The sequence below is a fragment of the Bacillus sp. 1A genome, from assembly GCF_052682215.1.
Map to the genome: position 1 here is coordinate 5583575 of NZ_JBQYLZ010000001.1, position 13951 is coordinate 5597525.

Annotated in this window: 16 protein-coding genes; 2 read left to right on the forward strand and 14 right to left on the reverse strand. The window is 32.2% G+C overall.

Annotated elements, in window-relative coordinates:
* Positions 1 to 49: 49 nt before the first annotated feature.
* From ACUN0F_RS28600 to ACUN0F_RS28640, 9 genes are all read right to left on the reverse strand, one after another.
* The gene (locus ACUN0F_RS28600; protein ID WP_327973862.1) at positions 50 to 1189 is read right to left on the reverse strand and encodes an S-layer homology domain-containing protein; all 1140 of its coding nucleotides are present in this window, start codon (positions 1187 to 1189) and stop codon (positions 50 to 52) included.
* A gap of 262 nt (positions 1190 to 1451) precedes the next feature.
* Positions 1452 to 2063 (reverse strand): DUF2812 domain-containing protein, encoded by a 612-nt coding sequence (locus ACUN0F_RS28605; RefSeq protein ID WP_264462895.1) that lies wholly within the window; start codon positions 2061 to 2063, stop codon positions 1452 to 1454.
* A gap of 13 nt (positions 2064 to 2076) precedes the next feature.
* Positions 2077 to 2391 carry a PadR family transcriptional regulator gene (locus tag ACUN0F_RS28610; protein WP_001078066.1) on the reverse strand — a complete coding sequence of 105 codons (315 nt, stop codon included), beginning with the start codon at positions 2389 to 2391 and terminating at the stop codon, positions 2077 to 2079.
* A 138-nt stretch (positions 2392 to 2529) separates the two neighbouring features.
* Entirely contained in the window at positions 2530 to 4266 is a 1737-nt protein-coding gene (locus ACUN0F_RS28615; protein WP_445540567.1) for an S-layer homology domain-containing protein, read from the reverse strand.
* Between the two features lie 364 nt (positions 4267 to 4630).
* On the reverse strand, positions 4631 to 4774 hold the full coding sequence (locus ACUN0F_RS28620) for a hypothetical protein (RefSeq protein WP_000481197.1): 144 nt from the start codon (positions 4772 to 4774) through the stop codon (positions 4631 to 4633).
* A gap of 86 nt (positions 4775 to 4860) precedes the next feature.
* Positions 4861 to 5064: a hypothetical protein gene (locus tag ACUN0F_RS28625; RefSeq protein WP_264462897.1), complete on the reverse strand. Its 204-nt coding sequence runs from the start codon at positions 5062 to 5064 to the stop codon at positions 4861 to 4863.
* A 201-nt stretch (positions 5065 to 5265) separates the two neighbouring features.
* Positions 5266 to 5442 carry a class IIb bacteriocin, lactobin A/cerein 7B family gene (locus tag ACUN0F_RS28630; protein ID WP_241675923.1) on the reverse strand — a complete coding sequence of 59 codons (177 nt, stop codon included), beginning with the start codon at positions 5440 to 5442 and terminating at the stop codon, positions 5266 to 5268.
* A gap of 13 nt (positions 5443 to 5455) precedes the next feature.
* Positions 5456 to 5614 (reverse strand): class IIb bacteriocin, lactobin A/cerein 7B family, encoded by a 159-nt coding sequence (locus tag ACUN0F_RS28635; protein ID WP_264462898.1) that lies wholly within the window; start codon positions 5612 to 5614, stop codon positions 5456 to 5458.
* Positions 5615 to 6355: 741 nt separating this feature from the next.
* Positions 6356 to 6637, reverse strand: coding sequence for an LCI fold-containing protein (locus ACUN0F_RS28640; protein WP_000473844.1), 282 nt, complete (start codon positions 6635 to 6637; stop codon positions 6356 to 6358).
* A gap of 403 nt (positions 6638 to 7040) precedes the next feature.
* Between ACUN0F_RS28640 and ACUN0F_RS28645 the strand changes: the two genes are divergently transcribed.
* A complete protein-coding gene (locus ACUN0F_RS28645) occupies positions 7041 to 7151 on the forward strand; it encodes a YjcZ family sporulation protein (RefSeq protein ID WP_000540371.1) in 111 nt (36 codons plus the stop codon).
* Between the two features lie 153 nt (positions 7152 to 7304).
* Here ACUN0F_RS28645 and ACUN0F_RS28650 read toward each other — a convergent pair whose 3' ends face one another.
* The 4 genes from ACUN0F_RS28650 to ACUN0F_RS28665 form a co-directional block, all read right to left on the reverse strand.
* The gene (locus ACUN0F_RS28650) at positions 7305 to 8429 is read right to left on the reverse strand and encodes an HD-GYP domain-containing protein (RefSeq protein WP_445540568.1); all 1125 of its coding nucleotides are present in this window, start codon (positions 8427 to 8429) and stop codon (positions 7305 to 7307) included.
* 577 nt (positions 8430 to 9006) lie between these two features.
* Positions 9007 to 9153 carry a hypothetical protein gene (locus tag ACUN0F_RS28655; protein ID WP_000724334.1) on the reverse strand — a complete coding sequence of 49 codons (147 nt, stop codon included), beginning with the start codon at positions 9151 to 9153 and terminating at the stop codon, positions 9007 to 9009.
* Positions 9150 to 10244 carry a Rap family tetratricopeptide repeat protein gene (locus tag ACUN0F_RS28660; protein ID WP_215562777.1) on the reverse strand — a complete coding sequence of 365 codons (1095 nt, stop codon included), beginning with the start codon at positions 10242 to 10244 and terminating at the stop codon, positions 9150 to 9152. Before ACUN0F_RS28660 ends, ACUN0F_RS28655 begins: the two co-directional genes overlap by 4 nt.
* 569 nt (positions 10245 to 10813) lie before the next feature.
* Positions 10814 to 11203 (reverse strand): hypothetical protein, encoded by a 390-nt coding sequence (locus tag ACUN0F_RS28665; protein ID WP_327973865.1) that lies wholly within the window; start codon positions 11201 to 11203, stop codon positions 10814 to 10816.
* 292 nt (positions 11204 to 11495) lie between these two features.
* On the opposite strand from ACUN0F_RS28665, the gene ACUN0F_RS28670 reads away from it, so the two are divergent.
* Positions 11496 to 12047: a DUF4352 domain-containing protein gene (locus tag ACUN0F_RS28670; RefSeq protein WP_445540569.1), complete on the forward strand. Its 552-nt coding sequence runs from the start codon at positions 11496 to 11498 to the stop codon at positions 12045 to 12047.
* A gap of 98 nt (positions 12048 to 12145) precedes the next feature.
* On the opposite strand, the gene dhaK is transcribed toward ACUN0F_RS28670, so the two are convergent.
* Complete coding sequence (gene dhaK / locus ACUN0F_RS28675; RefSeq protein WP_445540570.1) at positions 12146 to 13897, reverse strand: dihydroxyacetone kinase subunit DhaK; 1752 nt, start codon at positions 13895 to 13897, stop codon at positions 12146 to 12148.
* Between the last annotated feature and the right edge of the window lie 54 nt (positions 13898 to 13951).

A 13951-nucleotide genomic window follows, 5' to 3' on the forward strand; every position in this document is an offset into this window, starting at 1 on the left:
AATAGCGGGATAAAAGTAAAAAAGAGGAGTGAAATTTCACTCCTCTTTTTTACTTTTGGATTTTAACACTCATTAGATCGCTACTAGAATTTTGCTTCTCTACGCTTATATCTATTTTAAGATTGTTTTTATTTATATCAAAATTACCTGTGCGTGTATTAGAAGCCACTATGTTATCAATCTCTGTACTTAAATCTAAGTTTGGATTTATCATAGTGATCCACTTTTTCCCTAACTCTACTAACGCCTTCTTATCTTGACCTCTATCAATTACAAAATTAACGGTAAAGTTACTTTCATTATCGCCTTCTACAGTGAAATTCCCATTAAATTCTGGAATCCCTTCTAATACCGGAGAGAATAACACGACCTCTGAACGTGGACCGCCTATCGCTATATATTTTAGCTCCGCATTATGTTTTGCGTTAATTTCAGTAATAAGATTTTGTGCTTCCTTAGATATAGATTTTTTTAATACTGAAGAGCTATCCATCCAACCTTCATGATAATAAATGAGCTCGTCTGCTAACTCTTGCGGGATAACAGTAGGCTTTGACTCAGGCTCTATTTCTGGTTTTTCGAATTTAATAATTGCATTGTATAAAAATTGTGCATACTGCTCACGAGTTACAATTTTGTAAGGTTCAAACATATTATCGCCCGTGCCAGCAGCAATTTTATTTTCTTGTAATGCGCTAATAGCATTTGTTGCCCAGTAATTTTTATTTACATCTTTAAAAGTAGTAGTAGATGTCGCTTTTAAATGAAAGGCATTTGTTAATACAGCTGCCAATTGTTCACGCGTTAAAATACTATCTGGACCAAATCTTCCATCGCCAAATCCATTTATAATACCAGCTTTACTAAGCGTTAAAATTTCTTTTTCAAACATATGATTTTTCACATCAGTGTAAGGGTTTGGTAAGTTAGGTTCATCCGCTGGCTTTAAGTAGGCATATAACATTCTAGCTACTTGTCCACGTGTAATACTATCACCAAAACCAAATATTCCATCTCCATAACCCGATACAATATTTTTCTCTTGCAAATCCATAATCGCTTTATACGACCAGTGATGTTCAGGAACATCTTTAAATCCTATTGTGTTTTCTGCTTGCACATTTGTTAGAGGAGCTAGTGTTGTTGATGCAATAACTGTCCCTGCCAAGATTAGTTGTTTAAAATTCATAATTGAATCCCCTATCCTTAAAATAATATGTTTATAAAAAATATTGCACAAATCTTTTTCTATATTAACATATAAAAATACTTATTTCAGGTTAATTATGGATATTTTAAGTATATTATTCCATTTTATATTGTTCGCAAAATAAAAATCATAATAACTTGTTTCCAATGCACATTCTTTCCCTTTATCTATTTTAAAGAGATACCATTTACAAACTCAAAAAAATCCCCTCAAAGCGTCAGCTTTAAGGAGATCCCTTCTATCATCTTCTCTCTTCATACAACCGATTTGCTTTATACGAGCAAACGAAAAAGATACATGTCGCAACGGGGATAAATGTCAAAAAAAGTCCTCTCATTAATGCAAATGGCGTTTCAAATAAGAATGACCATAGAAATGATACGCCTTGCTTATCCCATAATCCTGGCGTCAAATATAGTTCTTTCGGATTTACAAACGCTCCTAAATTCATCGTATTACTATACATAAATAAAAATAATATCGGCAAATAACATATCGCTAATTCTAAAAATGTTTTAGATAGACGTTTATACTTCCCTGCTCGTGACATTGGATCTGAAAAAATGTCATCTTCACTTTCTTCATTTATCTTTTTAAAATAGTACGTACCTGACCACCGATTACCAGCTATATGCTCCCAGCCACTATCTTCAAATAATGTGCAGTAATTAATAAATTCACTTTTTCTACTAAATACTCTATGGTCTATTCTAATCGTCGCATCTTCCGGCTCTGTATATCTAAATGTATAACCAAATGTATTGCTTTCTAGTTGATAGCCTTTCCAAGCCATCTCTTCTAGCCATTTTTCCTCTTTCTCAAAGTCTAAAAAGAATTTCAATCTCCACATCATCGTTTCCCCCTAACTATACGTGTAATAAACTTTTTGTAACCTCAATAATGTGCTGCATTCTCATAAAGTCTAAGTGCAATACTTCTTTCCCACGTTCCGTAATGACATACACTTTTCTTCGTTTATCTTCACTTTTTACCGATTCTATTAACCCTTGTTTTAATAAATTTTCAACCGCACCATACAATGTACCCGCTGCGATTTTTACTTGATGATTACTCAGTTCCTCCACCTTTTGCATAATTAAATATCCATGAGCTGGCTCTAATAAAGCTAAAAGAACGTAATACGTTGTTTCCGTTAATGGTAAATTTTTATCTCTATTCATAAAGACCTCCAATGTAACGATAACTATATAGCTAAACTATATAGTTGAACTGTATAGTTTGATTTTATACAGTTAGACTGTACATGTCAAATTAAGTCATAAAAAACAACCTAGATCTCATATGATCTAGGTTGTTTCTTACATAAACGTAATCGTCACTAAAGAATATCCTTCTTTCGCATTATACGGCTCAGCTTTATAAGAAACACGGTTTGCTCCTTGCGGATAACCGATTTCTCCAATTACTTTTTTCACATCTTGCAATGCGCCATCCATTGATTGTTTATAAAGGATTTCGATCTTTGGTGACTTTTCGTTATAACGTTGCTGCATTTTATTTTTGAATTCATTATAGTTATTTGCAATGTATTCATTTCCTAAATAATTTAACTTTGTATCTTTTAAAATTTGCTGATATGCAGGAGTTTTCGTACTACCTGCTGTAATTTTATTTGTTAATGTACTATAATAATTTGTTGTAGCTTGCGGATAGTCATTTCTGTTCCACTCATGATTTCTTGCGATTTGCTCATCTGATAAGTTGAAATAAGAATATGTTACGCGGCCTTGTTCATCTGGCACCGGATCATCGAATGTTGTATCAAGGTGGTACCATTTGTTTTCGATTTTCACCAAGTTCCAAGCATGAGGCTGACCGTCTCCAGTTCCTACTACAAAATGATTTTCAATACCTGCTTCTTTTAATAATTGATAGGTTAATAGTGCGTAACCTTGGCAAACCGCAGAACGATTTACGAGTGCTTCATATGCGGTGTAAGCTTTATAAGACGTATCATAAGAAATATGCTTTACGACATAATCATGAATCGCCTTCACTTTTTCGTGATCATCCATTCCAACTTGCGTAATAGAAGAAACAATTGCCTTTGCTTGCTTCATTACATATTCCGTTTGTTCTTTCGTTTCACGATATGTAATCTTTAATGTAAACGTATAATTTCCAGGTGATCCAGAAATTCCATATGAAACATTCGATCTATTATAATTTGTATACTCATTTTTACTTGCGACTTCTTTATAGGCATTGAAAAGTGTCTTCATTACTTCTTCCTGATTACCATTTTTCGTTTTATATGGAAGTGTAATATTCGTTTCGTACGCATTAATACGCTTTTGCACTTCATCTTTAAATGCTGCTAATAATGCCGCATCCCCTGTATCTTGCACCGCAACTTCAGGCTTTTTATATTTCAAAGTATTATATAAAAACTGTGCATACTGTTCACGTGTTACCGTTTTAGATGGCTCAAATTTCCCTTCGCCTGTACCAGAAGCAATTCCGGTTGACTGCACCGCACTAATTGCATTTTCACCCCAATAACCGCTTGGAACATCATTAAATGTATGCTTTTGTTTCGCAGAAAGATGGAAAGCGTTTGTAAGAATTTGTGCCATTTCTGCGCGATTCACAGGAGCTTTCGGTCTAAAATTCCCTTTCTCATCCCCTTTAAATACCCCTGCATTCGTTAACATTAAAATTTCCTCAGGAAACATCGTAGAGTTTTGATTAATATCGCCATAAGGATTATTAAACTTAGATCCATCCTTTAATACATAAAGAGCATTATTGCTACTAAACGTTCCGCCTTGTTTATTCGGTAGCATAACTCGATGCACTAAAGCTGCAACTTGCTCCCTCGTCGCAACATCTCCAAAACCAAATATTCCATTTCCATAACCAGAAATAATATTTTTACTCGCTAAATCTTTAATCGCTGGATACGACCAATGCGATGTAGGCACATCAGAAAAAACACCCGCCTCAGCAGCTTTCACCTCACTGCCATTTGTATACAATAAAGCACCACCAATAAGTGATAATGATGTAATTGATTTTAATAGTTTTGTGTACATAATTCCTTCTCCCAATACGTTCTCTATTTTTATATTTTGTCGAAAAATCTAAAAGAATATGACAAAACATATTATACTATTAAAATTTTTTGAAGGATATATTAAGTTTTGAAATATGCAAAAACTCATATTAATATATTTTTCCGTATTAATATTATGTTGTTTTACTTGCGCATATCTAAAGGGCTATGGTGCCTTATGTCGAAAACATCATTTATAACCAAGTTACTTTTCTTCTATATCAAAATCTGTACATTCTCTTCTTCCCGGGCTATTGATAGAGACAAGGCATTCTTATGAATGCCTTGTCTCTCTTATATATGCTCTTCTGAATTTAGTTTATGATAAACCACTGGACATTTAATTATGAAAAAGTACCAATAACAAAAAAAGTTAAAAATAATGATACATATCCAAGATACATAAAACGTTTATCATGTGTTTTAAAATATAACGTAATACACAGTAAAGTGACCAGTAAAAAAACTGCTGTAGACACCATGAACATGAATGTTCCTCCTAAAAAAGCTAATTTATTATTCTTTGTTAGTTAGGTATATCTAGTTTTTCTAATATTAATGAAAGAATATTTTTTTAATCTACTACAATTGCAGCTTTTCCAGTAGAACCCGAACGCAACTTCTTTTTCCCTTTATTTTCAATTGTTCCTTCTACAACAAAGAATGTAGTATCTTTATTCTTGCTAATAACAGGGTCATGATAGATTTGAACTACACTTCCATCTTTAATATCGTGTTGTCTCACCCAATGATATTTTTTAAATAAAGACATACTCATTTAAACAACCTCTCATATTTAACTTTTAAATGAATTCTCTCCCACATATGTTAATAAACACAGGAGTTTCAAACTTATTGTACTTAAAGATAACAATAAAATTTGTTGGCCTTTCAAAAATTTCATATTGAAAGGCTTTTTATAAAGAAGAAAAGATTATACTATTAAGCGCATACAATCTTTTCCTCTTTATAAAAATGTTTATTTTTTCTTCTTTGCTTGACTCTCTTCGTAAGCATCCCACATTCCAGCACCAGCTCCAACAGCTAGTAATCCACCTGCAATCACTACAGGAACGATACCACCATTCGTATCGTACATCTCTTCTTCAGTTAGACTTTTGTACTTTTCTAAAGTAATCGTTTTTATTTTTAACACTCCTTACTACTTCTTATTTGAAAATCTTTTTACCAACCCATTTTCCGCCTACATAACCTGCTCCAACAACTCCAGCAATTGCTAAAGGAACCACTCCACCATCAATGTTTTTTAATTCCTCATTACTTAATACTGCTAAATTAGTCATTTCTTTTTTTAATACTGAATTCATAAAAATATCTATTATTCTTAATTTAATTATATTGCATTTAAACAATATTAATTTTATATTAATACACCTTTTGAAAAATTCTTTTTTATTGATTAAATTCTATTTTTTTACTTTAAAATACAACAGAACCCACCCACTTACCTACAATGTAACCAATATAAATAAGCAGAGCTCCTGTTAAGATATAAAAACAAGATTTAAAATACATACTCCTTTCAATCGCATCACCAATTTAATGAAACATGTTTGACATAAAGAAAACACCACCTTTTTATAATTATTAGAGTAGAACACACAGAGATATTATCAGAAAATAACTAATTAACACAACACTTATTGGAATAATAATATATAAAATAATAACAGTGTTAACAAAAAATTAAAATTTATGAAATGAATTACTTTAGAGTTAATATTTAGAATTAAAAAGGTTTATTAGGTAAAAAACACTTTATATTACAACTAATTATTTCTATTTAATAAATCCCCCAACCTTTATGACAACGCTTGAGCATACCTTTCTATAAAGTTGAGTAATAATAGGATTGAATCATATTTCTCAAAGGCCCATATTGTTTAAAATAATAAAATAATATTCAGACGGATGCCCAATACATATTATTAGAGTTTAAATGGTTTCTTTCAATCGGAGGAAAGTACCTTTGAGTGTCTTTTTTTATGGAGAGTCCGTTTAAAAACTAATAATAAAAGAACCTCAATAAATGAGGTTCAAAAAATCTACTATTTTAAATTACCTTCGTAAAAAGCAACTCCATTTTGAACATGTTTTAAATACCATGTAATCGTCCCGCCACAAACATTTTCATTAAAACTATTAGCATATACTCCATTTGAGTAATAAAGAGTTCTTTTGAATTTACCATTAGAATACTCATAAGGAATTGAGCATGTTGCTTGTTTCGAAGAGCTCACAGCTTTTTGCGTATCAGCTGAAGCCGCTCCAATTCCTCCTGTTAATGCAATACCAGTTGACAATAGCCCTACTACTAATTTCTTGAACATAATAAATCCCCCTTTAATAGTTTTTATAACTTACAACTTAAATGTATCACTTTTGTAATTTATGTAAATATCTTGAATATGTAGAAATATTTATTTAACTCTTGGTAATATTAGGATTTTATTTTATCAAATGAAAAATAGAGGGATTTAGAGAAGTATGTAACAATGCATAATAAGTCAATCAGATATTATGATATACTCACAAAGAACTGATACAAAATTTCTTTAGATTGGAAAACTAAAGTCTTATCTACCTAAAAGGAAGGCGCCTAATGGCGTCTTTTCTTTATTTTCAAAAGGACCTGCTCAATTCATTCTTTAAAACATAAGGTAAAGTGAACCCATTAAAATCCATGGAATGAACCCTAGTTTTACCCTTTTATCAAAAGGAGGCACTATTGTTATGGGATATGGTGGTAGTTGCGGCGAAGGCTGCGGTTTCGCTGGAGGATTTGCTTTATTAGTTGTATTATTTATTCTATTAATCATTATCGGATGCAGTTGTTTCTGCTAAAAAACTATTAGAAAAGGTACCTATATATAGGTACCTTTTCTTTATGTGCCTTATTCATTATCTAGTTCCAAACTTTTATCATGATTGGATTCGGTTTTTTCATTTTTCGCATTCATCATACCTCAAATATGAATCGATTTCAGACATGAGCTTTTAACTAAAAGAATTTGGGACCATTTTTTCCCACAAAGGAAATACCTTTTTGAAAGCCTCTACTATAGAAGGATCAAATTGTGTACCAGATCCTTCTATAATACGTCTATAAGCTTCTTCAGGAGATAGAGCCGAACGATATGCTCTTGAAGAAGTCATTGCATCGAATGCATCAGCTATTGCAACAATTCTTGCGCATAATGGTATTTGATTTCCTTTTAGTCTTTGAGGATAGCCCTTTCCATCCCATCTTTCATGATGAGAAAGAATTATGTCTTCATTACCTTTTATTAAAGATATATTTTTAAAAACTTCTAATCCTAATTGTGGGTGTGTCTTAATAATATTATATTCTTCTTCTGTAAGAGAAGATGCTTTTTTTAAAACTTCATCAGGAATACCTATTTTCCCTATATCATGTAATAAACAAATAAAATGAAATTGTTTTAAGGAATTATCATCATATTCATTTGTTTCTTTAGCAAGAATAGTAGCATAATTTGCTACACGTTCACTATGTCCTTTCGTATATTGATCCTTTAATTCCATTATCCTCATTATCGATAAAGCTGTTTCTTTCATTTGTTTTTCATAGGATGCCTTAATTTTTTGTACTAAAAATTTTAATGAAAGAAATACAAAAAATGACGTAACAAAAATTGTTAGAAATAATAATATTAATGCTATTGGATAGTTAATGTCAAAATAATAAATAGCAATTAAAAATCTACATATCATACAAATAGATACCCATAGCAGATAATGAATACTTAAAAATAAAGGTGCAGAAATTACTAAGAAGCACTCTAAATAAGGGATATGTAAAGAAGCATCTGGATTACGTATAAACATAAGATCGTATGCCAAAAGATAAATAATACTTACTCCAAGAAAAATATATTTTGTAAACATTTGTTTATTCATTTTTTGTAGACACTTATTATATAAAATAAATGAAACAAAAATAAATAAAAATACGAGTTCAAATAAAAGTTTCTGTAGTGAAAAGTCCTTTCTAAGAATAAAATGTTGATAAATATTATCAAACAAAAGAATACTACAGGGAACCAATAGAAACATTTTTATCGGTTCTTTCGTTTCAATATTTTTAATACCTTTAATCATTTAACACACCGCCAAACCTTTTTTAATAAAAAAGAAGTTCATATAGATATTATTAATAATATCCAAGAATAGATAATAGTGCAAAAAACATCATTTCTCATAACCTATAAATGGGGTACCGCCATGATAGGAATGTATAAAGAGATGAATAGGGTTATAGAAAAAGAAAAAGGAAAACATCGAACTTTCTTACAAACATTCGTGCATTCTTACAATTTTGTCATTTTGTAAATGTATTCATCGCCTTGCCTTTCACTATTTTCTTTGGAAAACATAGTGAATTACAAATTTCAAACTTCTTTTAACTAAAATAATAAAAAAGTATATATGATTATATTAAGATTTAAAAACTATAACGGACAATCTAAAGTTTCTTATTCAAACACTTTAGACTCTCTTATCTCGGGGCATCATTCATGGCCTATCGACTTAATATTTGGCAGTATATACAAATACCCTAAACAAAAAAATTAATTTGGGGTATTTGCTTTTCTTAGCTTGATAGCGATACCCTACTATTTAACATCAAAAAAACCTCGCTATTAATAACGAGGTTTTCCATCACGAAACTTTATCTTCAACCAGTATTCCCATGTGCATATTGAACGATGACATCTTTAATAAATTGAGAGGCTTCCTGATGATTGACCGAATTATGAGACACATTCAAAAATAACGTAAGAGCCGTGACAACACCAACTAAAGTAACACTTATTTTTTTCATTTTAATGCCTCCTTTTTAAAAACCTCTTCACTCGCTTTATGGCTAGAGAAGAAATAATAACTCGCTTTTTCAAAGTTATGTTCTTTATGGAATAGAACCGCTAGTACTTCAGTATATTCTTTCACGTATTCCCAAAGCTTCTCTCTTTCGAAATATACAATACCTTCTAATATAATTTCTTCTAGCTTTTCTCCACTTAATCCTTCATTTCGTCCATTTAAAATTTTAAAATGGTGTTGGTACTCTACCAATTCTAATTTATCGCAAATCTCCGTGCCTTTTCGAACAAGTACTGAAGCTAGTGAATTTTCGTCTAATTTAAAATGTTCTTTCCCCTTAATATATATCGCTTTATAGTTTTCAGGCATTTTTTCACAGACCTCATTTAAATGACTGATAGCTAACTCCGAAAGATTCTGTCCAGCATACATTAAACCTAAATTTTGTTTTACAACTAACATACCGTTTTCATTTTTAACCTTTTTAAAGATATCCATTGCCGAAATATAAAGTTCTTCAGCTAATTCCCATTCTTTCAAATGTGTACAAGCTAACGCCATTAGGTTGTTACAATAACCGATTTTCACTTCATACCCTTCATGTTTAGCAAATATTTCTTTTGCTTTTGTTGCTTGTTGGAAGGCCACAAAAGCCTGATAATAATGATATTGGAAAACAGCTTGGTTATAATAAAACTCTGCTTTTTCAATTTCATCTGGAATACTTTCAAGTAATTTTTCTGCTATTTCATAATGCTCTTTTGCTGCATTGTAATTACCAACTGCATTAGAGTAGATCGCTTTATAAAAATTATAATAATACGATAAAAAATCATCAGTTGGTTTATCAAAAGATTCAATTTGATCAAAACTATTTTTTGCTATACTCAAATTATCTATTAAATATTTATAACCAAAATCAAGTAACGAATAATACAGTAATAGATTTTGGTCTTCTTCAATGTTGTTTATAGAACTCTCTATTTCTTTTTTAAATTTATATGCATTCGCAACGTTTCTATTTCGAATTTCAATATACCAAGCATTTAACAGTTCAGTAACTTTGTTATTTACGGTAGTTTGAACATTCAATTTACATCCCCCTTTTCCAAAATTATCTATATACTCTTTTCCTCATACTACCATACAACATTACCTCGTGATATCTTCATAAACTTGAGATAATTTTTACAGAAAATTCAGAAATATATTTATTTAACTAACGTTTCTTTAAACAATTAATGGATATTTTTTAAAGAGGTAAAGTTAATATAGATCAACTACATAACGCAAAGAAAATGTTTTATTTCATAAAAAAAGGCTCCATTGCTGGAGCACTCAAAAATAAAATAAGTAAATGAATTAAAACAAATAACAGACAATTTAACTATATAGATTAAACATAAATAAATCTATATATATGCAATATTACATGTTAAAACCTATTTATTGATGCTATAATAGGCTTACTCGATGATTGTTATATTTTTTTCATAGTTTTTAAGCAATATAATACCTTCTTAACACCAAGTGTACAAGTAAGAGAAGACATCTTAATCGATGTCTTCTTTTCTTATACAATAACAACACAATAAAATTAAGTTGATTCAAGCTGCAGGATGGCACCTTGATATGTTAGTAAAGAATATATCATCACGTTGTCAGCAAACAAAAGTGTATTCTGCATTTCTGAAAACAGTAGATGGCAGATTGTGACCTGCTGAATCTGCTAAGAAAGAATATACAAGAACATCCTTAACATCATCTTTATTTCCACTAATAATAACATCAAGAAAATCTTCTATTTGGAATTCTGGAGTAAACAACACAATCTTAGTTGTTCTGTTTGGTTCTAAAGAAACAAAAGTACGAGAGATTTCAACTAATTCATTTTGAGTTGGGAAAGAAGTGTTTGGACTTCTCTTAACAGTTACCGTTACATTACTAGTATGGCAGCGTGAATCATTGTTTAACATAATGTTGAGAGCAGTTGGAATAATCCCATTTTCAGAAACTGGAACTCGAAACACTCCAGTAGATTTATGAGCCATATAATCACATCCTTTCAAAATAAAATATATTTACAATATATTAGATGCAAGAAACGTTCGTTTTGATAGGGACAAATTATATGATTAATATATCTATAATAACCCTCGGTATTACTAAGACAATGATTTAAAAGATTAACAAATATCGTGAGACCCAATCGAATGTATATGAAAAGTAAAAAGAATAAGGTGTCTAAAAGATTCCCTATTTTGAGCCAATAATGAGACATTATGTTAATCTTATATGTATAGTTGCACAAAATTGAGAAACTTAAGGAGACAGATTAATTTTATGAGAAAATCATTCATATTACTTACTTTAATTCTAGTATTATCCAGTGTTACGGCTGCTTGCACACAAGATAAAAAAGATAGTGCCGTTGAAAATGGTCCAATAGAAGAACCAACCGCAAAAAATGAAAATGAAGAATTAATAAATCTTGAAGAAAAAGAAGATATGAGCGGCTTGGAACAAGGTATTTTATTAGTTGGTGAGAGTGTTAAGGGAGGCTATTACTTGACCGCCGTTCAAAATGCATATTTAAGTGCTAGTAACGATTCCGTCGTTGTTAATGTCTCTGTAAAAAATGTACGAGGTCAAACGATCGGACTATCAGAATTAAAATATAACCTAAAAGATGAAAAAGCCGGAAAGGCCTATGAAGGAAAGGTGCTTGATCAAAACCCTTCTGATATACAAGTTAAACCAAATGAAACGGTAGAATTGAAAATAGCTTTTGAAGTACCAAGTACCGCAGATGAATATATGTTTTATATTGAAAGCTCTTTAGATCCTCTAGGAGCACACTGGAAAATCGATAAGCTGCAATCACAAAAAAGCTAAGTCTCAAATAAGCAAAAAGCACTGAAAAATTTGATATAGATACAAATGAAGAATATATAAAAGTCCCTCCACCTTAAGGCAAAGGGACTTTCTAACTCCTATTTCAAACTCTCCGCAATCTCCGTAAAGATAACTCCAAGTGCATGCGCACCTGCATCTGGATAGCCTAAGCTTCTTTCACCAACTGTACCGGCGCGGCCCATGCGAGCTACGATTTCTTTCGTATACTCTGCTCCTTTAACCGCTGCTTCTGCGCCTTTTTCAAAGGCAGTTTTCATTTCTTCTTCGTCTGAAGCGCTAGCTAACCAAGAGTCTACACACGGAGCAAGTGCGTCAACAAGTGTTTTGTCACCAACTACTGCTCCTCTACCGAACGATCTTTCACCGATAGATTGTATGCCTTGCAGTGCTGCTTGTAACATTTCAGCGAATTCTTTCACTGTTAGCTCACGTTTTTCGCCTGCTGCTTTACTAGCTGCGCGGAATGCTCCGCCCCAAATTGGACCAGAAGCGCCGCCGCAATGTTCCATAATAATCATCGAACAACCGTCAAGGAATGATCCGATCGTTACGTTCTCTTGATCTACAATAGAATGCCACTCACGTTTTAATTGCTTAAATCCTTTTGCCACACTCATTCCGAAGTCGCCGTCACCTGCATGTGTATCTAACTCACAGAACGGCACTTCATTTTTAATAATGATGTCGCTCATTTTATCAACGAGATAAATCATGTTATTTAATGTAACCACATTATTTTTAATAACAGCGTGCTCTTCCGCTGTTTCTATTTCAAAGGAAACTTCCTTCTCTTCTGCCCCTTCAAGTACATTCACGTACTCTACACTTTCAACTGGTCCATCTACTTTAAACGCAGGTGTATTACACTCTTTCGATAATAACGTTTTTAACTCATCATCTAATTTCATTACAGTTAAAGACATACCTGCCATATCGATACTCGTCATATAATTACCAACGAATACTCTATTAATTGTAATGTTTCTAGCCGCTAACTCTCGTGTAACTGCGTTGTTAAATAAGTAAAGTTCTTGCAATGGTGTTCCGCCAAAACCGTTAACTAAAAGCGCAATTTCTTCGCCGTCATTTACTCCTAAATCTTTCATTAAATCATTTGTCATACGGTTCGCTAGTTCATCTGCCGACAACATTTTTTCACGTTTAATTCCTGGTTCACCGTGAATACCTACGCCGTATTCCATTTCGTCTTCGGCAAGTGTGAAAGTAGGTGATCCGCTCGCTGGAACTGTACAAGACGTTAACGCTAAACCGATTGTGCGCACGTTAGCCGCTGCTTTTTCTGCGACAGCTTTCACCGCTCCTAAATCCATACCTGCTTCCGCTGCTGCACCGGCAATTTTATGAACGAGAATAACGCCCGCAACGCCGCGGCGTCCTACTGTGTACAGGCTATCTTCTACTGCAATATCATCGTCCACTTTTACGTAATCTACTTCAATTCCATCTTCCGTCGCTAAATGCGCTCCGTTTTTGAAATTCATAATATCGCCGCTGTAATTTTTAATAATTAATAACGTACCTTTTTTACTCGCTGTCTCTTTAATTGCTTGATATACCTGAATTTGTGAAGGCGAAGCAAACACATCTCCGCACACTGCCGCATCTAACATTCCTTTTCCGACTAATCCTGCATGCGCTGGCTCATGACCACTACCGCCACCACTAATTAACGTTACTTTATTTTCGTTCATTTCTTTCTTCTTAATTACTTTATATTTTTTCAAAAGCTCAAGCTCTGGATGAGCCATAACCATTCCGTTACACATTTCCATTACTAATGTTTCTGGTTTGTTTATAATCTTTTTCATTGTGCTTCTCCCTCAATTCCTTTAATATATTGTGATATATTTGAAATCTTCTTC